General features: G+C 28.6%; 25 protein-coding genes. 21 read left to right on the top strand and 4 right to left on the bottom strand.

Features of this window, described 5'->3' with window-relative positions; translation table 11 throughout:
* Positions 1-39: 39 nt before the first annotated feature.
* The 7 genes from ACTT9Y_RS03890 to ACTT9Y_RS03860 all read left to right on the top strand — a co-directional run bounded on the left by ACTT9Y_RS03890 (position 40) and on the right by ACTT9Y_RS03860 (position 6243).
* Positions 40-888 carry a phytanoyl-CoA dioxygenase family protein gene (locus ACTT9Y_RS03890; protein WP_440933097.1) on the top strand — a complete coding sequence of 283 codons (849 nt, stop codon included), beginning with the start codon at positions 40-42 and terminating at the stop codon, positions 886-888.
* Positions 889-1023: 135 nt separating this feature from the next.
* Complete coding sequence (locus ACTT9Y_RS03885; protein WP_075485964.1) at positions 1024-1785, top strand: SDR family NAD(P)-dependent oxidoreductase; 762 nt, start codon at positions 1024-1026, stop codon at positions 1783-1785.
* A gap of 8 nt (positions 1786-1793) precedes the next feature.
* Positions 1794-2777, top strand: a complete 984-nt coding sequence (locus ACTT9Y_RS03880) for an aldose epimerase family protein (RefSeq protein WP_440933096.1) — start codon at positions 1794-1796, stop codon at positions 2775-2777.
* A gap of 1 nt (position 2778) precedes the next feature.
* The gene (locus ACTT9Y_RS03875) at positions 2779-3816 is read left to right on the top strand and encodes a Gfo/Idh/MocA family protein (protein ID WP_440933095.1); all 1038 of its coding nucleotides are present in this window, start codon (positions 2779-2781) and stop codon (positions 3814-3816) included.
* 61 nt (positions 3817-3877) lie between these two features.
* The gene (locus tag ACTT9Y_RS03870) at positions 3878-4387 is read left to right on the top strand and encodes a pentapeptide repeat-containing protein (protein WP_440933094.1); all 510 of its coding nucleotides are present in this window, start codon (positions 3878-3880) and stop codon (positions 4385-4387) included.
* 3 nt (positions 4388-4390) lie between these two features.
* Positions 4391-4684, top strand: coding sequence for a hypothetical protein (locus ACTT9Y_RS03865; RefSeq protein WP_440933093.1), 294 nt, complete (start codon positions 4391-4393; stop codon positions 4682-4684).
* A 119-nt stretch (positions 4685-4803) separates the two neighbouring features.
* A complete protein-coding gene (locus ACTT9Y_RS03860; protein ID WP_440933092.1) occupies positions 4804-6243 on the top strand; it encodes a sodium:solute symporter family transporter in 1440 nt (479 codons plus the stop codon).
* Here ACTT9Y_RS03860 and ACTT9Y_RS03855 read toward each other — a convergent pair.
* On the bottom strand, positions 6236-6604 hold the full coding sequence (locus tag ACTT9Y_RS03855; RefSeq protein ID WP_440933091.1) for a thioredoxin family protein: 369 nt from the start codon (positions 6602-6604) through the stop codon (positions 6236-6238). The genes ACTT9Y_RS03860 and ACTT9Y_RS03855 overlap by 8 nt on opposite strands.
* 70 nt (positions 6605-6674) lie before the next feature.
* Here ACTT9Y_RS03855 and ACTT9Y_RS03850 point away from each other — a divergent pair, with 70 nt between their 5' ends.
* From ACTT9Y_RS03850 to ACTT9Y_RS03820, 7 genes are all read left to right on the top strand, one after another.
* Positions 6675-7610, top strand: coding sequence for an ABC transporter ATP-binding protein (locus ACTT9Y_RS03850; RefSeq protein ID WP_440933090.1), 936 nt, complete (start codon positions 6675-6677; stop codon positions 7608-7610).
* A complete protein-coding gene (locus ACTT9Y_RS03845) occupies positions 7600-8367 on the top strand; it encodes an ABC transporter permease (RefSeq protein ID WP_440933089.1) in 768 nt (255 codons plus the stop codon). The genes ACTT9Y_RS03850 and ACTT9Y_RS03845 overlap by 11 nt, the downstream gene beginning before the upstream one ends.
* A 173-nt stretch (positions 8368-8540) precedes the next feature.
* A complete protein-coding gene (locus ACTT9Y_RS03840; RefSeq protein WP_440927535.1) occupies positions 8541-8810 on the top strand; it encodes a GNAT family N-acetyltransferase in 270 nt (89 codons plus the stop codon).
* A complete protein-coding gene (locus tag ACTT9Y_RS03835; protein WP_440933088.1) occupies positions 8801-9547 on the top strand; it encodes a sulfite exporter TauE/SafE family protein in 747 nt (248 codons plus the stop codon). The genes ACTT9Y_RS03840 and ACTT9Y_RS03835 overlap by 10 nt, the downstream gene beginning before the upstream one ends.
* A 48-nt stretch (positions 9548-9595) precedes the next feature.
* Positions 9596-10150, top strand: coding sequence for a hypothetical protein (locus ACTT9Y_RS03830; protein ID WP_440933087.1), 555 nt, complete (start codon positions 9596-9598; stop codon positions 10148-10150).
* 2 nt (positions 10151-10152) lie between these two features.
* On the top strand, positions 10153-10719 hold the full coding sequence (locus ACTT9Y_RS03825) for an SOUL family heme-binding protein (protein WP_440933086.1): 567 nt from the start codon (positions 10153-10155) through the stop codon (positions 10717-10719).
* The gene (locus tag ACTT9Y_RS03820; RefSeq protein WP_440933085.1) at positions 10716-11132 is read left to right on the top strand and encodes a carbonic anhydrase; all 417 of its coding nucleotides are present in this window, start codon (positions 10716-10718) and stop codon (positions 11130-11132) included. The genes ACTT9Y_RS03825 and ACTT9Y_RS03820 overlap by 4 nt, the downstream gene beginning before the upstream one ends.
* On the opposite strand, the gene ACTT9Y_RS03815 is transcribed toward ACTT9Y_RS03820, so the two are convergent.
* Both ACTT9Y_RS03815 and ACTT9Y_RS03810 read right to left on the bottom strand, forming a co-directional pair.
* Positions 11133-13667, bottom strand: coding sequence for an ABC transporter permease (locus ACTT9Y_RS03815; RefSeq protein ID WP_440933084.1), 2535 nt, complete (start codon positions 13665-13667; stop codon positions 11133-11135).
* Positions 13651-14316, bottom strand: a complete 666-nt coding sequence (locus ACTT9Y_RS03810; RefSeq protein ID WP_440933083.1) for an ABC transporter ATP-binding protein — start codon at positions 14314-14316, stop codon at positions 13651-13653. Before ACTT9Y_RS03810 ends, ACTT9Y_RS03815 begins: the two co-directional genes overlap by 17 nt.
* Between ACTT9Y_RS03810 and ACTT9Y_RS03805 the strand changes: the two genes are divergently transcribed.
* From ACTT9Y_RS03805 to ACTT9Y_RS03790, 4 genes are read left to right on the top strand one after another with little or no spacing between them, the layout of a single operon-like run.
* The gene (locus ACTT9Y_RS03805; protein WP_440933082.1) at positions 14315-14926 is read left to right on the top strand and encodes an arylesterase; all 612 of its coding nucleotides are present in this window, start codon (positions 14315-14317) and stop codon (positions 14924-14926) included. The genes ACTT9Y_RS03810 and ACTT9Y_RS03805 overlap by 2 nt on opposite strands.
* Positions 14927-15382, top strand: a complete 456-nt coding sequence (locus ACTT9Y_RS03800; protein WP_440933081.1) for a hypothetical protein — start codon at positions 14927-14929, stop codon at positions 15380-15382.
* Positions 15383-15422: 40 nt separating this feature from the next.
* Entirely contained in the window at positions 15423-15971 is a 549-nt protein-coding gene (locus tag ACTT9Y_RS03795) for a tetratricopeptide repeat protein (protein WP_440933080.1), read from the top strand.
* The gene (locus ACTT9Y_RS03790; RefSeq protein WP_440933079.1) at positions 15971-16591 is read left to right on the top strand and encodes an SOS response-associated peptidase; all 621 of its coding nucleotides are present in this window, start codon (positions 15971-15973) and stop codon (positions 16589-16591) included. Before ACTT9Y_RS03795 ends, ACTT9Y_RS03790 begins: the two co-directional genes overlap by 1 nt.
* Here ACTT9Y_RS03790 and ACTT9Y_RS03785 read toward each other — a convergent pair whose 3' ends face one another.
* Positions 16592-17077 (bottom strand): YajQ family cyclic di-GMP-binding protein, encoded by a 486-nt coding sequence (locus tag ACTT9Y_RS03785; RefSeq protein ID WP_440933078.1) that lies wholly within the window; start codon positions 17075-17077, stop codon positions 16592-16594.
* Positions 17078-17188: 111 nt separating this feature from the next.
* On the opposite strand from ACTT9Y_RS03785, the gene rseP reads away from it, so the two are divergent.
* From rseP to ACTT9Y_RS03770, 3 genes are all read left to right on the top strand, one after another.
* The gene (rseP, locus tag ACTT9Y_RS03780) at positions 17189-18301 is read left to right on the top strand and encodes an RIP metalloprotease RseP (RefSeq protein WP_440933077.1); all 1113 of its coding nucleotides are present in this window, start codon (positions 17189-17191) and stop codon (positions 18299-18301) included.
* Positions 18302-18458: 157 nt separating this feature from the next.
* Positions 18459-18734 carry an HU family DNA-binding protein gene (locus tag ACTT9Y_RS03775; protein ID WP_023853992.1) on the top strand — a complete coding sequence of 92 codons (276 nt, stop codon included), beginning with the start codon at positions 18459-18461 and terminating at the stop codon, positions 18732-18734.
* 145 nt (positions 18735-18879) lie between these two features.
* Entirely contained in the window at positions 18880-20181 is a 1302-nt protein-coding gene (locus ACTT9Y_RS03770; protein WP_075484304.1) for an ammonium transporter, read from the top strand.
* Positions 20182-20231: the final 50 nt, after the last annotated feature.

Raw genomic sequence — 20231 nt, 5'->3', positions numbered from 1 at the left:
TTTTATTTTTTTTTAATTTTTTTCAATTAAAATTTATCTATGCGCAAATTTTCGAGAGAAAGTTTTAATATTACTCAAGCAATAAATGAATTAATGCATGAATCTGGAGTTATAATTATTGAAAATGCATATAATTTAAATGATATCAAAGAAGCAAGAGAGATTGTTAATCATTTTGCTGATACACAGGAACAAAAAGAAACTCACTTTAATGCTGAGGCTGAAGCATCTGATAAGATTAAACTTCAGCAAAGGATATGGAATTTATTTGGTAAAGGAGAGGTATTTAGTAAGTTAATTACTAATGACATTATTTTCAGCTTAATGTCTAAACTTTTAGGTTCAGAATTTTTTTGTGGATCTTACTGCGCAAGTAGATTGCTACCAGGGTCTATAGGACAGGAACTCCATATAGATTATCCGTATTGGGATTTTTATAATAGTGAGACTTTTCCTATGGGTCTTAACAGTTCATTTGCACAAAACTGTCAGGCTACTATACCTCTAGATATTTGTTCAGAACAATCAGGTGCAACTGCATATATACCGGGATCACAGAAGAAATTACATTACCCAAATGAAAATGACGATTTTTCAAATAAACAACAAATGATTGCAAATCCTGGAGATTTAGTTTTTTTTAATGGTAACTGTTGGCATGGAGCATCACCGAATAAATCAAATAACCAAAGAGCAGCATTGTTGATAGAGTTTCTTCCTAAATATATAAAACCAGTAGAGGATTTAGTCACTTATTTATCTGAGGACTTCAAAAGTAATTCAAGTCCAAAAGTGCGACAGCTTTTAGGATTAAATTATGAATATCCAAAAATTATGGATGCGAGTAAAAAAATAAATAATATTGGTTTAGGTTATAAAGCTAAATAAAATCTATATTTTTAATTTAAATTCTCTATAAGTATTAAAAATTAAAAAAACAAAAAAATATTAAGCTGATATAATTTGTAAAAATTACGATTTTAAAAACAAAAGAGCATTTATAACAGGCGGAGGATTAGCAAAATGAAAGTAAAATATTATGATCTAGAAAATAAAAGAGTATTTATTACAGGTGGAGGATCAGGAATTGGAGCTTCAATTGTTGAACATTTTTGTGAACAAGGTTCTGAGGTTTACTTCATAGATATTAAAGTGTCAGAAGCTGAAAAATTAATTGAAGATATAAAAAATAAAAAATATTCAATACCAACTTTTATTGAATGTGATTTGTTAAATATAAAACAACTTCAAAAGACAATTGCAGACATCATTGATCAAAAAGGCCCAATTGATATCTTAATCAACAATGCTGCTAATGACACAAGACACAAAATTGATGATGTTACAGAAGAATATTGGAACGAAAGAATGAATGTAAACCTAAGACATTATTTTTTCACGGTTCAGTCAGTCAAAAAATCAATGATTGAAAACAAGGGTGGTGTAATTGTTAATATAGGATCTTCATCTTGGATGGTCGGACAAGGTGGAATGGCAGCTTATACAGCTGCAAAATCTGGAGTAGTTGGTTTAACAAGATCATTCGCAAGAGATTTAGGTGAATTTAACATTAGGGTTAACTCAGTTGTACCAGGCTGGGTTTTAACACAAAGACAAATTGATCTTTGGTTAAACGAGGAATCCGAAAAAGATTTGATGAAAAACCAATGTCTAAAAGAGAGATTGTTACCACATGAGCTTGCTCAAGCAGTATTGTTTTTTTCGTCAGAACAATCAGGTGGATGCACAAATCAATCTTATATTGTTGATAAAGGTTGGTTGTAATAAGCTTTTTGAAAGTACAAAGCTCAATAATAGAAAATAAATATTTAAGAGTTAGATCAATTAATATTGGAGCTTGTTTGTATGAAGTTTATGATAAGCAAAAGAAGATAAATTTAATTTTAAATCTTGGCTCTAAAGTAAATTATAGTAATAAAAATTTTTATGTAGGTGCTACGTGTGGTCGGTACGCAGGAAGAATATCAAATTCAAGATTTAAGATTAAAAACAAGATTTATAAACTCGATGGCAATGAAGGAAGAAATACACTTCATGGAGGAAAAATAGGATTTGATAGTTTGGAATGGAAAATACACCATCATTCAAAAGCTAAAATAATTTATCAACTATTATCTAAAAATCTAGATCAAGGTTTTCCAGGAGATCTAAATTCACAGTGTATTTTTGAAATTAAGAATAAAAGTTTATTTATCAAATATCAATACAAATCAAATAAATTAACGCATGTGAGTTTAACAAATCATAGTTATTGGAATTTAAATAAAAATAAAAAAGAAACAATTTTTAATCATGAATTAAAAATTAATTCTGAAAAATATCTTGAGGTGAACAATAAATTGATCCCAACTGGCAAATTTAAAAAAGTTAAAAATACTATTAATGATTTTAATAAGTTTCAAAATATTGGAGAAAAAATAAATATTATCAAAAATAAAAAAACAAAAATAACACTAAATAAAATAAATGCATTAGGATTTGATTTAACATTTTGTGTTAAAAAAAATTCCAAAAATTATTTAGCCTCATTAAAAAATAAAAAAACTAATATTCAATTAGATTTTTACTCAAATCTTCCTGGGATACAGCTTTATACTAGTCAGGGTTTGAGATATAAAAACAAACTTTATCCTTACCAGGGTGTTTGTTTAGAAACTCAACACTATCCAGATGCACCAAATAACAAAAATTTTCCAAGTACTTTAATTAAACCCAAAAAACTTTATAAGTACTTCACAAAGATAAAAATTTCATAAAATGAAAAAAAAAATAAACATATCAATTGTTGGAACAGGACTAATGGGTTTACAACATATAAAAGCTATTCAAAAATCAAAGAAAGCAAATCTTCATTCGATAGTAGAGATTGGTGATAACGCTAAAATTTTATCTAAAAAATACAAGATCCCATTGTATTCAAATACAGGTGAACTGTTAAATTCAAAAAATTTAGACGCAGTGATTGTTGCTACTCCAAATCAACTCCATGAAAAGCATACAGTAAGTTTTTTAAAAAATAAAATTCCAGTATTGTTAGAAAAACCTATTTCAGATAATATATATTCAGCTAAAAAAATTATTAGTAGTGCTAATAAAAATAAAACACCTTTATTGATAGGTTATCACAGAAGACATAACTCAATAGTTTCAAAGGTAAAAGGTCTAATTGATAAAGGAAAATTAGGAAATATAGTTTCAGCAAATATTTTATGTTGGCTTTATAAACACAAAGCCTATTACAAAGAAAAATGGAGAGTAAGTAAAGGTGGTGGGCCTTTAGGCATCAATTTAGTTCATGACATTGATATGATTTGTTATTTATTGGGTTCAATAAAATATGTTCAAGCGTTTACAACAAATATAACCAGAAAATTTCAAGTAGAAGATACAGCTACAATAAGTTTGATCTTTAATTCAGGAGCGCTTTGTACACTAAATTTGTCAGATACAATTGTTGCACCTTGGAGTTATGAATTAACCGCTGGAGAAAATCCTGCATACCCAATTACAAACCAATCTGCATATATGATTGGAGGTACAAAAGGTTCTTTACAGTTTCCTAATCTTAGATATTGGTTCTATAAAAAAGAACGAAGCTGGTGGAATAAGATTTTTGTAAATGAAGATAAAAACAAAAAAGATGACAATACATTAGTAAATCAAATAGACCATTTTGCTGATGTGGTTACTAAAAAAGCTAAACCAAAAGTGAATGGTAATGATGGTTTAATTTCTCTCAAAATTTTTGCAGCAATAACCAAAAGTGCAAAAACTGGTAAAAAAGTAAGAATATAAATTTTTTATTAAAATTTAAATCATTCATTGTTTTGACATATTTTATTTGTTAACTTTTTATATGAAAAAAATTATCTTACTTGCTTTATTTTGTTTTTTATTTTTTACAAATTCAAATGCTGCATGTGACGATCCTTTAACAGAAGGTGTAGATTATTCTAATTGTAGATTTTCAGACTCTCAAGACCTACAAGGAAGTTATCTTCCAAATTCAAATCTTTCTTTTGCAAGTTTTATTCAAGTAAATTTTGATAAAAGCATTATGATGACTTCAAATTTATCATTTGGAACTTTCCCAGAGTCTACATTTGTAAGAGCTAATCTTTATGAATCTGTTTCAATTGGTGCGAATTTTGAAAAAACCAACTTTACTGGAGCAAACTTAACTAGAGTTGATTTTATGGGCGCAACATTAATCGAAGCTAATTTTCAAAACTCTAATTTGATGGAAGCTAACTTTACATCATCTAACATTACCAATGCTAATTTTGATGGAGCTAATTTAACTGGAGCTACTTGGACCAATGGTCAAACGTGTGGTCCAGAGTCGATTGGTACTTGTAAACAATAGTTAATGAATACCTCAGTAAATACTGATGATGTTATTTTTAATTTTTTTAAACAAATTTGTGATGAAAAAGATGATCAAAAATGTGTTGAGCTTGGTAAAGAATGGATAAAAGCAATGGAAACAAATTTGTCTGAAATGGAGAAAAACTTAAATGGAGCTGATTACATTAAACATAAAGATGATATTCAAAGTAACAGAAACCATCTTAATAGCTTAAAAAATAAAACTTCATCTGAGTGGAGAGAATACGCCACACAATGTATGATCGAAATAATGAACCACAAAAGTCAGAAATAATTAAATTTTAAAAAGACTTTCAATAATAAACAAAATATATTAAGTATATCAATAAGGGGTGTCTTAACAGACTGAGATCATACCCTAAGAACCTGTCCGGTAATTCAGAAAGGGATAAAATGGATAAAACATATTTTTTAACTCAATCAACCTCATTAATATTAGTTTTTACAATTAGTTTAATATTTGCTTTCTTAGGAATTTTTCATTCTAAAAAATTTAGAGGAATTAATAATTATTTAACTGCAAATAGAAACATTGGTTTATTTCCACTAACCACAAGTCTAGTAGCATCAGCTTTAGGAGCCTGGATTCTATTTGGTCCAGTTGCGGCTGCAACATGGGGTGGAGTAGGTGCTGTTATTGGATATGCATTAGGCACAGCTTTTCCGATGATTTTCTTAATATATTTTGGAAAAAAAATTAGAAAGGAGTTTCCAAAAGGGTCTTCTTTAGTTGAGTTTATGAGAAAGAAATTTAGCAAAAGCCTATTTAAGTTAATTTTGTTAATGACAATTTTTTATATGTTTATTTTTCTTTGTGCAGAAGTAACAGCAGTTGCTGTATTGATTAATTATATATCTGGAACTGAATTGTGGATTACAGCGTTAATAGTTCTGGTAGCTACCTTAAGCTACACACTTTATGGGGGGCTAAGAGCATCAATATTTACTGATAATATTCAAATGATTGTAATTGGTTTTTTATTATTTATTTTGATTTCAATCATTAGTTCATCTTCAGGAGATAATTTTTCTTTTTCTTTAGTTAAAGAGAAAAACCCTCAACTAATAAGTTCAAAATATATTCCAGGATATACTTCTGGATTAACTTTTTTTATAGCAGTTGCAGCAACTAATTTATTTCATCAAGGAAATTGGCAAAGAGTATATGCAGCAAAAGATTATAAAACATTAAAAACTGGTTTGATAATTTCTTTCTTTATTATTGTTCCAATAGTTTTTTTAATGGGATTTATTGGAATGGTTTCATTTTCTATAGATCCATCTGTTAGACCTGATTTAGGATTTTTTAGTTTATTATTAGAAGATCAAACAGAAATTTTGTCCTTATTAATTGTTATCCTTGGTCTTGCACTAACAATTTCAACTGTTGATACTTTGGTTAATGCTATTTCTAGCTTGTTTGTAGTCGATGGCAAAGCAACTTTTAACTTAGATAAAAAAACTGATTACTTGAAAATATCTAAGTATTTTATTTTAATTTTGTCTGTAATTGCTTTTGGTGTTGCTTCAAAAGGATTTGATATTTTATATTTATTCTTACTTGCAGATTTATTTTGTTGCGCATTTGTAGTGACTGTTTTTTACAGTTTCTATAATAAAGTAAATGAAAATACTGCTTATTTTTCAATTATAATTGGTCTAGTTACTGGATTTTTAATGTTTCCATTTCCTGATTTTTCCAAAAGTTTATTAGTGGGAGTAATTTTTTCTAAAGATTTATTTTCACCTTTTATAGCTCAATCTTTATTATTTTTATCTTTTTTAGTTGCAACTTTCTTACCTGCAATAATTTTAAAAATTAAATTTAGATAGAAGAGTTTAAAGCTTCATAAATAAGTTCTTTAGTGGTCTCACCAATACTTCTGTAAACTTCTTTATTATCTTTAAAAATTAAAAGTGTTGTTTGATATTGAACATTAAAAAACTGAGCAATTTCTTTATTTGTTACATCAAAAGCAAAGTATTCCATATTTTTAAAATCTTTTTTTGCTTTCTTTAAGACTTCCATTTGACCTGCACATGATGAGCAATATTTAATCCAAGAACTTACCACAACAACTTTTCCTTCTGATATAGCTTTATCAAATAATTGTTTATCATAAGTCGTTTCTTTACCAGTTGCGTTGGAAGTCAATGCCAATACAAAATAAATAAATATTAAAAATTTTTTCATAGATAAATTCACTTAGCGTAAATTTTAATTTATTGTAATACAATAAATTGTCTCTATATATGATTATCAAATGTCTAGCGATCAAATTACCATAAATAATCTTTCAAAAGTATACGACAATGGTTTTGAAGCATTAAAAAACATAAATCTTAATATTAAAAAAGGTGAAATTTTTGCAATGCTTGGACCAAATGGCGCAGGGAAAACAACTCTTATAAGTATTATTTGCGGGATAGTAAGACCATCTTCTGGAAAGGTTACAGTAGACAAATTTGATATAGTTGATGATTACAGAGAAACAAGGTCAAAAATTGGTTTAGTTCCACAAGAGTTAACTCTGGAACAATTTGAAACAGTATTTAATAACGTTTCCTATTCTAGAGGTTTGTATGGAAAGAAACCTGACGCAAAACATATTGAGAAAGTTTTAAAAGATTTAAGTTTATGGGATAAAAAAGACTTAAGACTCCGACAATTGTCCGGTGGAATGAAAAGAAGAGTTTTGATTGCTAAAGCATTATCTCATGAACCAACTATTTTGTTTTTAGATGAACCAACTGCTGGAGTAGATGTTGAGTTAAGACAAGACATGTGGAAAGTTGTTGAAAGTTTAAGAAAAACTGGCGTTACAATAATTTTAACCACACACTACATAGAAGAAGCAGAGGCTATTGCGGATAGAGTAGGAGTTATCAACCAAGGAGAAATTATAGTTGTTGATGAAACAAAAGAATTATTAAAGAAAATGGGTCATAAGAAACTTACGATAGAATTACAGGAAGACATTAAAGAAATACCAAATAGTTTAGTAAAATACAATCTTGAGATTGGAAAAGATAAAATGTCAATTGATTATACTTACAATGTTCAAGCAAAACAAACAGGTATTACAAATTTACTTCAAGATTTAAAAGATGCAGGATTTAAACTAAAGGATCTAAAAACAGAACAGAGTACACTAGAAAAAATTTTTGTAAGTTTAGTAAAGGAAAACAATGAAATTTAATTATTACGCATTTAAAGCAATTTATCTTCATGAGATGGATAGATTTAGAAGAACATTGATGCAATCTTTATTATCACCAGTTTTATCTACCTCTTTATATTTTATAGTTTTTGGCTCAGTAATTGGAGGATATGTTGAAAATATTGATGGCATTAGTTATGGATCATACATCGTACCTGGTTTGTTGATGCTTACATTATTAACCCAATCAATAAGTAACACATCTTTTGGTATTTTTTTCCCTAAATTTAATGGAACAATTTATGAAATTTTAGCTGCACCAATTTCAACTTTAGAAATAGTTCTTGCATTTGTTGGTGCAGGAGCAACTAAAACTTTAATTGTAGGTTGTATGATATTTATTACTTCAACTTTTTTTGTTGAAGTTGAAGTGCAATTTCCAATATTAATGATTTTTCTTTTAGTATTAGTCTCATTTACTTTTGCATTATTCGGTTTTTTAATTGGATTGATGAGTTCTAATTTCGAACAAATGTCAATCATACCAACTCTTGTTATAACTCCAATGGTTTTTTTAGGTGGAAGCTTATATTCTTTAGATATGCTTCCAGAATTTTGGCAAATAGTTACATATTTTAATCCAGTAGTATATCTGATAAATGGATTAAGATTTTCATTTTATGGAGTATCAGATTTTAATATATGGATAAGTGTTGGTTTAATGTTAAGCTTTTTGATTATTTGTATAGTGATTGTAACATCGCTTCTTAAAAATGGTTATAATATAAAAGCATAAATAATGATTAAATATATTCTTCCAGCTATTATAATTTTTTTGATTGTTTTGTTCTGGGATAAAATTACCGAATTTGTAGAAAAAAAATTTAATATTAAGCTTAATTATATTGTTGTTAGCTCCATAATTGCTGCACTAGCAGTAATTCTTTTGCTCCTTAATTACTAGGATTTATGAACATTCTTGATGTTTCAAATTTTGAAATAAAGGAAACGGATGGAGTTTTTACCTTTAAAAATGAAAATACAACAATAGGCTTTGTTAGATTTAATGAGATAGGAGAGGTAGAGTATATTTTTGTTAATCCAATTTTTAGAAAAAAAGGATTAGCAACCAAATTATTAGAATTAGTAAAAGAAAAAACTGGAAAAGAAATAATACTTCAAGAACCGATAAGCCCTTTAGGATTGAAATTATTAAAATCGTTAAATAGATGGAAATAAACTTTTTATTTTTCTTAACGGTTGTTCCTGCCATTATTTTATATGGAATTGCAAAATCAGGTCTAGGTGGTTCCATGACTTTAATTTCTGTTCCTTTAATGACAATAGTGATGCCATTAAACCAAGCTTTAGGAATTATTTTACCAATTTTAATATTTTCAGATTTTATTGCTGTTTATAAATATAGAAAGGAATTTGACTTAGGAACTTTAAAATTAATGGTTCCATTTGCAGCAATTGGGATATTTATTGGATCATTAACTTTTTCATATTTTTCAGAGGAATTATTAAAATTTATTATTGGAGTTATGGGCTTCTTGTTTGCTGGTCATTACTTTTTTTTTAAAAAAAATAAAGAAAAAAAGTCAGAAAAAAACTTTTTTAAAGGCGGTACTTGTTCAGTCGTGGCAGGATTTACAAGTTTTTGCGTACATGCTGGAGGAACTCCAACTAGTCTTTATTTACTCCCGCTTAGAATGAAAAAAGAAATTTATGTAGGTACAAGAATATTTTTTTTCACTTTTGTAAATTTAATTAAACTTCCCTTGTACATTAGTTTATCTATGACAAACTTAGAGTCTTTTAAACAGTCAGCAACATTGTTTCCGGTTGCATTATTGGGAATATTGATTGGATATCAATTACTTAAAATTATTGAAGAGAAATTATTTTACAATATTTTATATGCTTTAATTTTTGTTACTAGTGTGAAGCTTTTGTATGATTATCTGGTATGATTTAATTACGCATTTAAACTGTAAAATAAATGGTAGATAATTATTAAAATGAAAAAAAAATTTAACCCAAGAATTAAAGCTAGATTAAGAAAAAATAGACAGGTTTTAACTAAAAATATTGATAATTTTTTTGCGTGGGTCAAAGGCGCAAAACTTGTCGAGCTTAAAGAATGCAATACAGATGAAGATCCTGTTAGACCAGAGTTAGATAACAAGTTTAGAACAGGATATGGAAGAAAAATTTTTGGTGTTGAATATCAAGGAGAAATTCACGCTGTAATGTGTTTTGCTTATACAAATGAAATTCCAAAAAGTGTTGAAGAGTTAGAAAAGTTAAGCACTGATGCATTTTTACAAACTGCTATGAGAGATCAATCAGGTGGTCAAATAGCTGTTGCTTATACTGTCTGGTCCAAAAAAAAAGGTGGGGGAAAATTGATTGTAAAAGAAGTTTTTAACAATATAAAAAAATCTAATCATTTAAATAGATTAGTAACCCTTTCACCATTAACAGAAATGGCAACTAACTTTCATGAAAGAAATGGTGCTAAATTAATTCAAATTAATGAAACTACACAAAATTTTGAATATAAAGTTATGTAACAATGAGAATTATTAAATTTTATTTAATAGTATTTTGTACTTTATTTATTTTACCATATTCTAAAGTTATGGCCTACGAAGAAGCAAATTATGAAGTTGTCACTAAAAATGAAATATATGAGATTAGAAAATATTCTGATCGTTTAGCGGTAGAAACGGTAACATCTGGAATAGATAGTAATTTTAGAAAATTATTCAATTACATTTCAGGTAGAAATGATACTCAGGAAAAAATTAAAATGACAACTCCAGTTACACAATTTGAGAAAAATGGAAATATGAGTATGCAATTTTATTTACCCTCTAAATTCAACTTAGAAAATGTACCAAATCCAAGCAGGAAAGATGTAAAAATAGTTAATATCGAGGGTGGACACTACGCGGTGCTGAAATATTCTGGACGAGCGTCAGACGGAAACTTTCTTAAGCATAAAGAAATTTTAGAAAAAGAGTTACAAAAAAATAATATATCAATTATAAGCCCACCAATTAGAGCAACCTATGATAGTCCATTTACTCTACCAATGAATAGAAGAAATGAGGCTATGTTTAAAGTGGAATTAAATTGAAGAAATCAAAATTTAAAGCAATGGTATTATCTTGTATAGATCCAAGATTTCAACATATAGTCCACAATCATTTACTGAAAAAAAAATTAATAGGAAAATACAGCGCTTTTACAATTGCAGGTGCAGCTGTTGGGGTTACACATAATAAATTTAAGCAATGGCATAAAACGTTTTATGATAATTTAGAAACTTCTATTCAATTGCATAAAATAGAAAAATTAATTATTATTAATCATAAAGATTGTGGTGCTGCCAAAATTGCAAATGGAAAAAAAGAATTTACCTCAGCTAATGAAAAAAAAATTCATAAAGAGTCGTTCTCAAAAATTAAAAAACAAATAAAAAAGAAATTTCCAAAATTGAAAGTAGAATTAAATCTAATTTCTTTGGATAGTAAAATTACTAAATTCTAATTATTGATTTCTTATTAGAGGATAAACTTTAGGATTTAGATATTTTAAATTTGTTAGTAATATGAAAATTAAAGTAACAAAGCCAATTGAAAATCCTAGATAAATTAAAACTTTAAAGTCAAACATCCATACTAGCTCAAAAATATTTTCCATAATAAATTTTGAACCAAGTACTGCAAAGAATATTGCAATCAAAATTACAGATTTAAAAATAATAATGAATTCAATTAGTGATGAAAAAATAATTTGTTTTTTTGAAAAACCCAAAATTTTAAAGACTAAATTTTGATATTCTTTTACTTTCCCTTGAACCATAATTGCACTCGAAATTACGATTAATCCTATAACAATAGTAACCGCAGAGATTAATGTAACTGCAATAAATACTTTATTTAAAACAGCTGTAACTTTAGATAAATAATCTGCAATTTTTATCATTGATAAACTTGGCATGATTTCAAGCATTTCAGTTTCATCAAATTTATTTGAATTAAATTTTGCAGTAGCTAAATATTCATGAGGTATATTTTTTGCAAATTGAGGATTAAATAACATTGCAAAATTGATGCTTAAATCTCGATAATCTACTTCTCTGAAATTAATGACCTCTCCTTCAATTTCTCGTCCATAAACATTTAAAGTAAAAATATCACCTAACTGAATGTTAAAATCTTTAGCAACTTTTGCATCAAGAGATATTTGAAGTTGATCTGGGTTTGATAAATCCCACCATTTACCAGCTAAAATTACATTATCTTCAGGTATATTTTCGACCCAGGAAGATCTTCTTTCACTACCAATTACCCAATAACTATCATTATCTGGTTTAATATAAGTGTTAGGATCCACACCATTAATTTTTACAATTCCAGAGGATACCATTGGCACAATTTCTATAGATGCATTTGGATCCATATTTAAAATACCTTGTTCAAATTTCTCTCTTTCACCTTTTTGAATACCGACAAAAAAATAATCAGGCGCAATATCAGGAATAGATTTCGCAATTTCTCTTTGAAAATTTGTACCAACTAAAGCTAATGTTAATAATAAAGTAACCCCTAAGCCAAGAGACATAACTGTAATGGGAGTTATACTTTTTGTTTGGGTAATATTTTTAATTGAAACTTTTAAAGAAATTATTGGACTAGATTTGAATTTTTTTAGAAAAAAAATAATTAATTTTGAAAGTAAGAAAAATACAATTAAACACACAAAAAAGGCAGCAAAGTAACCCAAACTATATGAAGGCTGTTCAGATCCAACTGTGAATAATAAAATTAAAATAGATAATAAAATAAAGCTTAGAATAACTGATCTCTTAGAATAATAAAATTGAAGGTTTTGAAATACGTTTCTAAATAAATTAGAAGCCTTCACTTGGTCAATAGAACTGATTGTTGGGATAGAAAAAATTACAAGTACCAGTAATCCTACTAAAAATATTTTAAGAAAATTAATAATTGAAAATACTGGATAAACATTTAATCCCAATCCATCAGATAAATATTTATCTACTAGTGGTACAATTAAGAAACTCGATCCATAAGCAACAACAGTAATGATAAATAAAAGTATAAATAACTGCAGATAATATAGTATTTTAATATTGCCCGAATAAAAGCCAACTGCTTTTCTTACAGCTATCGACATGTTGTTTTGATTAATAAAAGAAAGCAGAGTATTTGCTATTCCAATACCAGCTATCAACATTGCACTGATAGATACAAGGGATAAAAATTGAGAAAAATTATTTATAATTCTCTTTATCCCACTTGCAGAATTTTCAGGATATCTAAGTTTAACTTTTTGATCGTCTTTAAAGATTTCTTCAATTCGTTCTTCAATTTCTTCTGGCTTATCATTTTCATTAAACTTTACTTTATATTCATAGTTTAAAAAGCTTCCAATTCCATTTAGTTTTAAAATTTCTAAAGTTTGTTTTCCTGCTAAAGCCCAATCGCCAAATGCAACAAATCCACTTACATCTGGTACTGATTTAATAATTCCAATTACTTTAAAATTTTTATCTTGTACTTTTACTAATTCATTAATTTTAATATTCAGGGTTTTTGATAAACTTTCATTGATAAGGATTGTTTTAGGTTCTTTTTGCATTCTTTCATAAGCACCAATTGGCTCATATACAACATTTCCATATAAAGGATATTTTTCATCTACAGTTTTAATTCTAGTAAATAATGATTTATTTTTTTCTCTGCCAGTAGTTGAAAGCATAGTGCTGAACTCAATCATTTGAGAAACAGTTGCAAATTCTTTTACTTTGTTAACTAGATCTAAATTTCCTTGATTACGATTGTAATCAATCTCTAAATCTCCACCTAAAAGTGCTTTAGCATTATCATTTAGTTCTTTTTTAAGACTATCTTCAATTGTGAAAATAGCACTTAAGATAAATAAACTTATAAAGAGTGTAACAATGATACTGGAAATTTTATGATAATTTCTGCTTAAGTCCTTTAAAGCATATTTAATGATCAAACTAAATTCTGAAGGATTATTTAATTTTTCCATCTTTAATTTTTATTTTTCTTTTTGCTTTGTCTGCAAGTTTAGGATCATGAGTTACCATGATTAAAGACGAACCTTCTTCTTTGACGTACTTAAATAAAATATTTGCAATCATTATAGAATTTTCAGTATCTAAGTTTCCTGTTGGTTCATCTGCTAAGATTAATTCTGGTTTCATCGCAATTGCTCTAGCGATAGCAACTCTTTGTTGCTCACCACCTGATAATTGACTTGGAAGATTATTAAAACGATGCTTCAAACCAAAACGATCTAATAAAATTTTCGCTTCTTTTTCTGGATTTTTAAAATTATTAAGTTCAAGAGTTAAAGCAACATTTTCAACTGCTGTGTAATTAGGAATTAAATAAAAAGACTGAAATATTATTCCAATATTTTTCTTTCTTATCTCAGATACTTTGTCTTCACTAAGGCCTGTTATGTCAAGATCATTAAAAATTACTTTACCAGAAGTTGGTTTTTCTAAGCCCCCAATTAACATTATTAAACTTGTTTTCCCTGAACCACTTTCTCCAACTACTGAAACAGTTTCTTTTTTCTTAATATTTAAATCAATATTTTTTAAAACACTGATAGTATCTTTACCAGTTTGGTATTTGAGATTTATTTTTTTTAATTTAAGAAGAGTACTCATGAACAAAAGTTTATTTACAAAAATTTTGATAATCTTTCTAGTGCACATAAACGCAAGTGCAATAGAAAAGGTAGTTTTATTTGGTGATAGTTTGATGGCTGGTTATGGATTACCTAAAGAACAGCATTTATCAATAGTTTTAGAAAACAATCTAAAGCAAGCTGGGTTAAATATTAAAGTCATTAATGGAAGTGTCTCTGGTAGCACGTCATCAGGTGGATTAAATAGAGCTAATTGGAGTTTATCAGAGCCAGGCATTGATTTAATAATTTTAGGTTTAGGTGCTAATGATATGCTTAGAGGAATCCAACCAGAGGAAACGGAAAAAAATTTAGAACAAATAATAAAAGTTGCTCAGAATAAAAAAATTAAAATTATTTTAGCTGGAATGATGGCACCAGATACTCATGGGGAAAAATATAAAAAAGAGTTTGATGCTATTTATCCAAAGTTATCAAAAAAATATAATTTAGCGTTAATCCCATTTCTTCTTGAAGGTGTGGCACTTAATCCAAGTTTGAATCAACAGGACGGTATACACCCCAACAAAGATGGAACAATAAAAGTAAGTGAAACAATAAAAAAAAGTATTATTAATATAATAAATTAAATGAAAGTCTTTCTATCAATATTTAGCTTATTGTGTTGCTTTAGTTTTGCTCAAGCTCAAAATACAAATATTACATTAAATTCTGATTTGAATTTAAATTGCAAATTTGAAAAAGTAATTTTGAAAAATCCAGACCATAACTTTGAATCTTTCACAAAAGATCAAATTAATAGAAAAGATATTAATAAGTTAATAATCGAGTCTAAAACACCAGACATTCTAAATGTTAAAAATTTATCAGAATTTTTTAATAAAATTGATTTAGAGGTTAAAATTTCTAATAAGGATATATTTTTAATTCAAGCGTTCGATAAAGAGAGGAATTATTCTGAGTCCGCAGTCTATACTAGAAAAACAGGTGAACTTATTCATGAAATCACAATCAATATAAAACAACAGGAAAAAGAAAAAGATATTTCTTTTTATAGTTGTAAAAATAACAACAAAGACACTTAAGACCAAAGACTCTAATTCTAATATTTGATAATATTAAATGATGAAGAAAGTATTCCTAGTAATTTTGTTTTATTTATTTTCACAAGTTAGTTCTTTAGCAAACGAAAGAGATATTAGACTGAACCAATTGTTTAATGAGTTAAAAGCAAATAAATCGAAAGTAGCTTTTATAATTGAACAAGAAATTTGGGCCTTGTGGAGTACCCATCCAACAGATGAAAAACTTACTGCAAGATTAGAAGAGGGCTCACAATTTGTGAGAGATCAAAACTATATAAAAGCAAAAGATATTTTTACTGAAGTAATTAATCTTGATCAAAATTGGGCTGAGGCATGGAATAAAAGAGCAACCGTACTTTATATGCTAGGAGAATTTCAAAAATCCCAAGATGATATAGATCAAGTATTAGCCTTAGAACAAAGACACTTTGGAGCTTTAGCAGGTCAGGGTTTAGTAAATATTCAACTCAAGAATTATGAAAAAGCGATTAGAAGTTACGAGCAAGCGCAAGAAATTTATCCTGCTATGAGATCACCAAAAATTATGATTAAACAAATAGAAGAATTAATGAAACAGCAAACAATATAATGTGTGGAAGATACGTAGTAAAAAACCCCGTAACAAAAACAAATAAATTGGTTAAATCTGCAATTTATGTTGAAGATGTTGAAAACTATAATGCTCATCCATATCAAAAACTTCCTGTAATTAAAAAATATAAAAATGGAAATACTTTAGAAAATCTACAATGGGGTTTAGTTCCAGGATGGGCTAAAGATAAGAATTTTAAAGCTTTAATAAATGCAAGGTTAGAGACTATTGATGAAAAGGTTTCATTTAAAAAACTTATAAAAAACAATCGATGTATTGCAGTTGCAGATGGTTTTTATGAATGGAAAAGAGAAGAAAAAGAAAAAACTCCACATTATTTTACTCGTGAAGACACAAACCCTATTTTTTTTGCTGGTATCTTTGAAAATGATCAGTTCTGTTTAATTACAGAAGAAGCAAAAGAAAACATAAATGAAATTCATCACAGACAACCAGTTATTTTAAATCAAGCTGATATTAATCGTTATTTAAATTTAGAATTACAAGGTTCAGTGTTTTTAAAAGAACGTAAAATTCCAAATTTAATTTTTCATGAAGTTTCAAAAGATGTTAATAAGCCTACAAATAATAGTGCATCCTTAATTCAAAAAGTTTAATTAGTCTCTAAAATTAACAAAATCAATTGGAAGCCCAATATCAATTTTTTTGATTGCAGCGATAGCTCCTTGCAGGTCGTCTTTTTTTTTGCCATCTACTCTTAATTCATCGCCTTGGATTTTAATTTGAATTTTAAGTTTAAGTTTTTTAATGTCAGCAATAACTTTTTTAGCATTTTCTTGGCTAATTCCCTCTTTTAATTCACTGACTTGTCTAATGGATCCTCCCGAAGCTCCTTCAGAACTTTTAACCTCTAAAATTCTTGGATCTACTTTTCTTCTAACTAAATGGGTCTGTAATAATTCATTTACTTGCTTTAATTTTAATTCATCAGGTGCAGTGGTAGTCACCGCTTTATCTTTTCGCTCAATTGAAATATCATGTCCTTTAAAATCATAACGGTTACTAATTTCTCTTAAACAATTAGCTAAACCATTATCAAATTCTTGATAATTTATTTTACTAATTACATCAAATGAAGGCATATTTGTAGTATACAGTATTAATGATCAAAATTTAAACTAAAATATAAATTCTAGCAATAATAAGGCATTTTAGCTTATTGAGTTAATTATAAATAATAATATATTAAACGCATGCTCAGTTATATCATTCCATTTTTAATACTTATCTTAGTAGTAGTTTTTATACATGAATATGGACACTACTATTTTGCAAGAAAATATGGAGTAGGTGTTACAGATTTTTCAATTGGTTTTGGTAAAGAGTTATTTGGTTGGAATGATAAATCAGGTACAAGATGGAAAATATGTGCAATTCCTCTAGGTGGTTATGTTAAATTTTTTGGTGATAGAAATGTTTATTCTCAGGCTGATCATCAAGAAATTTTAGAAAAATATAATGAAGAGGAGCGGGAAAAATTATTTATTTTAAAACCTTTATACCAGAGAGTTTTAATTGTATTTGGCGGACCTTTGGCTAATTTTTTATTAGCTTTAGTAATATTTTTTTCAATTTATACCTTTATAGGTAAAGATTTTACTCCTGCAGTTATTAATGAAGTCCAGAAAGATAGTCCTGCAATGGCAGGAGGGCTAAAAGCTGAGGATATAATTTTAGAAATAGACGGTAATGAAGTTAAAAGTATTATGGAAGTTTCTAAATTTATCACAATGTCTACTGGTGACTTTATAGACTTTAAAGTTAAGCGTTCTTATCATGAATTAATATTAAAAGTAAAACCCAATATTGTTGAAGGTGATGATGGATTAGGGAATAAGATAAATAAAAGAATGGTAGGTATTAAGCTTGGTGCCTATAATAATAAAGTTAACCATGTTAAATTAGGACCTGCTCAGGCTTTATATCATGCAAGTTATGAAGTTTATTTTGTAAGCGTTTCCTCATTAAAATACATCGGAGGAATGATTTTAGGTAAAGCAGATACTTCTCAATTGGGAGGTCCAATTAGAATTGCTAAAATTTCTGGACAAGTTGCAACTTTTGGAGTGTTGGCGTTTATCAGTATGATGGCTTATATTTCAATAAGTTTAGGGCTTATTAATCTATTTCCAATACCAATGTTAGATGGGGGACATTTAATGTTTTATGCATTTGAGAAAGTGTTAGGCCGACCTTTATCTCAAAAAACTCAAGAGGGTTTTTTTCGAATCGGATTGTTTTTGTTGCTATCATTAATGTTTTTCACCACATTTAATGATCTAAAAGACCTAGGTTTATTTAGATAATTTACATTCTAAAAAGTTTAAAAAAGTCAATAAATCCAACATTTATTTAAGTTTTTACAAGATGTTGTGTGTTTTAGAAAACTAAACACTAAAAAAAAGCTTGATTTATCAACGTTTATGACAAGTATAAATATTAACCAACAAAACCGGAGCTAAAATGAACAAAAAACAACTAATTGCTAAGCTTTCTGGCTCATTAAATTTGAGCAAAGCAGATGCTGAGCGAACTTTTGATACAATTACCAACACTATTTTAGATGCTCTAAAAGGTGATGATTCAGTAAAAATTGCTGGGTTCGGTACGTACAAAGTTGCTAAGAGAAAAGCAAGAGTTGGAAGAAACCCTAGAACAGGTGAGCAGATTCAAATCGCTGCTTCTCAAAAGGTAAAATTCTTACCAGCCAAAGCTTTAAAAGAAGTATTCAACAGATAATATTCTTTTTCTACAGCCCTAAACGTTTTAAAAGCACGTTCAGGGCTGTTTCTATATGCAAAAACTGCATAGCCACTTTTCCTAATCAGCGTTACTTTTAAATTTAATTAAAACTATAAAACATCACTTAACAAGTGGAGGTCTTATGACTAAATTTATAAAAAAAATGTCCGCACCAATTCTTAGTTTGATATTTTTATTAAACATGAGCAGTGCGGGTATGGCAGAAACAACAGTTTCTGCTGAAGTTCAAGCTATATTCAATTCACTATTGTTTTTAATGTGTGGTTTCATGGTCATGTTCATGGCAGCGGGTTTTGCAATGCTAGAATCTGGTATGGTAACTTCCAAAAGTGTTTCTGTAATTTGTGCAAAGAACATTGGTCTTTACTCAATTGCCGGAATTATGTTTTGGTTATTTGGATATAACTTAGCGTATGGTATACCTGAAGGTGGATACATTGGAACATTTACACCTTGGTCTGATGCAAGTTCAGTTGATACTGGATATGCTGATGGGTCTGATTGGTATTTTCAAATGGTTTTTTGTGCAACAACAGTTTCAATTTGTTCAGGTGCAATGGCTGAAAGAGTAAAACTTTGGCCATTTTTTCTATTTGCAGCTATCTTATCTGGAATTATTTATCCAATCGTTATGGGTTGGCAATGGGGTGGAGGCTGGTTAGCAGAACTGGGCTTCTCTGATTTTGCTGGTTCAACACTAGTTCACTCAACAGGTGGTGCAGCAGCTTTAGCTGGTATTATGTTGTTAGGTGCTAGATATGGAAGATTTGGTAGTAAAGGTGAAGCGAAAGCTATTAGACCTTTTGCTGCTTCATCAATTCCGCTGGTAACAGTTGGTGTTTTCATCTTGTGGTTGGGTTGGTTTGGATTCAATGGTGGATCTCAACTTGCTATAGGAACATTTGACGATGCAGTTGCTGTATCAAGTATTTTTATTAACACTAATCTTGCTGCTGCTGGTGGTGTAATGGCTGCTGCAATAATCACAAGATTAATGTTTGGTAAAACTGATGTTATTCAAATGTTAAACGGAGCAATTGGTGGTCTCGTGGCTGTAACAGCTGAACCATTAGCACCATCGCCTTTAGCAGCTATTTTCATAGGAGCTGTAGGTGGTTTAATCGTTGTATTTGGAACTAAGTTACTTTTCAGTTTCAAACTTGATGATGTAGTAGGTGCAATTCCGGCTCACATGTTTGCTGGAATATGGGGAACATTAGCTGTGCCATTAACTAACACTGATGCATCTTTTAGTGCCCAATTAATTGGTGTGCTATCAATTAACATTTTTGTATTTGTGGTGTCGTACATCGTGTTCTCTGCTATGAAAGCTACTTTTGGAATAAGACTAAGTAAAGAGGCTGAAGCCAAAGGTACTGACGTAACTGAAACAGGAGTAATAGCATACGCAATACGTGACTAATTGCATGTAATATAGAGGCTCTTCGATCTCCATGTCGTTATCTCATTGAA

It is taken from the genome of Candidatus Pelagibacter sp. (genome assembly GCF_052049995.1).
Lineage (GTDB): Bacteria > Pseudomonadota > Alphaproteobacteria > Pelagibacterales > Pelagibacteraceae > Pelagibacter.
This window is presented reverse-complemented; position numbering and strand designations above follow the sequence as displayed.

Coding starts and splice junctions, on each gene's coding strand:
- ACTT9Y_RS03890 (WP_440933097.1), top strand. CDS start 40: ATGCGCAAATTTTCGAGAGAAAGTTTTAATATTACTCAAGCAATAAAT.
- ACTT9Y_RS03885 (WP_075485964.1), top strand. CDS start 1,024: ATGAAAGTAAAATATTATGATCTAGAAAATAAAAGAGTATTTATTACA.
- ACTT9Y_RS03875 (WP_440933095.1), top strand. CDS start 2,779: ATGAAAAAAAAAATAAACATATCAATTGTTGGAACAGGACTAATGGGT.
- ACTT9Y_RS03870 (WP_440933094.1), top strand. CDS start 3,878: ATGAAAAAAATTATCTTACTTGCTTTATTTTGTTTTTTATTTTTTACA.
- ACTT9Y_RS03865 (WP_440933093.1), top strand. CDS start 4,391: ATGAATACCTCAGTAAATACTGATGATGTTATTTTTAATTTTTTTAAA.
- ACTT9Y_RS03860 (WP_440933092.1), top strand. CDS start 4,804: ATGGATAAAACATATTTTTTAACTCAATCAACCTCATTAATATTAGTT.
- ACTT9Y_RS03855 (WP_440933091.1), bottom strand. CDS start 6,604: ATGAAAAAATTTTTAATATTTATTTATTTTGTATTGGCATTGACTTCC.
- ACTT9Y_RS03850 (WP_440933090.1), top strand. CDS start 6,675: ATGTCTAGCGATCAAATTACCATAAATAATCTTTCAAAAGTATACGAC.
- ACTT9Y_RS03845 (WP_440933089.1), top strand. CDS start 7,600: ATGAAATTTAATTATTACGCATTTAAAGCAATTTATCTTCATGAGATG.
- ACTT9Y_RS03840 (WP_440927535.1), top strand. CDS start 8,541: ATGAACATTCTTGATGTTTCAAATTTTGAAATAAAGGAAACGGATGGA.
- ACTT9Y_RS03835 (WP_440933088.1), top strand. CDS start 8,801: ATGGAAATAAACTTTTTATTTTTCTTAACGGTTGTTCCTGCCATTATT.
- ACTT9Y_RS03830 (WP_440933087.1), top strand. CDS start 9,596: ATGAAAAAAAAATTTAACCCAAGAATTAAAGCTAGATTAAGAAAAAAT.
- ACTT9Y_RS03825 (WP_440933086.1), top strand. CDS start 10,153: ATGAGAATTATTAAATTTTATTTAATAGTATTTTGTACTTTATTTATT.
- ACTT9Y_RS03815 (WP_440933084.1), bottom strand. CDS start 13,667: ATGGAAAAATTAAATAATCCTTCAGAATTTAGTTTGATCATTAAATAT.
- ACTT9Y_RS03805 (WP_440933082.1), top strand. CDS start 14,315: ATGAACAAAAGTTTATTTACAAAAATTTTGATAATCTTTCTAGTGCAC.
- ACTT9Y_RS03810 (WP_440933083.1), bottom strand. CDS start 14,316: ATGAGTACTCTTCTTAAATTAAAAAAAATAAATCTCAAATACCAAACT.
- ACTT9Y_RS03800 (WP_440933081.1), top strand. CDS start 14,927: ATGAAAGTCTTTCTATCAATATTTAGCTTATTGTGTTGCTTTAGTTTT.
- ACTT9Y_RS03795 (WP_440933080.1), top strand. CDS start 15,423: ATGAAGAAAGTATTCCTAGTAATTTTGTTTTATTTATTTTCACAAGTT.
- ACTT9Y_RS03790 (WP_440933079.1), top strand. CDS start 15,971: ATGTGTGGAAGATACGTAGTAAAAAACCCCGTAACAAAAACAAATAAA.
- ACTT9Y_RS03785 (WP_440933078.1), bottom strand. CDS start 17,077: ATGCCTTCATTTGATGTAATTAGTAAAATAAATTATCAAGAATTTGAT.
- rseP (WP_440933077.1), top strand. CDS start 17,189: ATGCTCAGTTATATCATTCCATTTTTAATACTTATCTTAGTAGTAGTT.
- ACTT9Y_RS03775 (WP_023853992.1), top strand. CDS start 18,459: ATGAACAAAAAACAACTAATTGCTAAGCTTTCTGGCTCATTAAATTTG.
- ACTT9Y_RS03770 (WP_075484304.1), top strand. CDS start 18,880: ATGACTAAATTTATAAAAAAAATGTCCGCACCAATTCTTAGTTTGATA.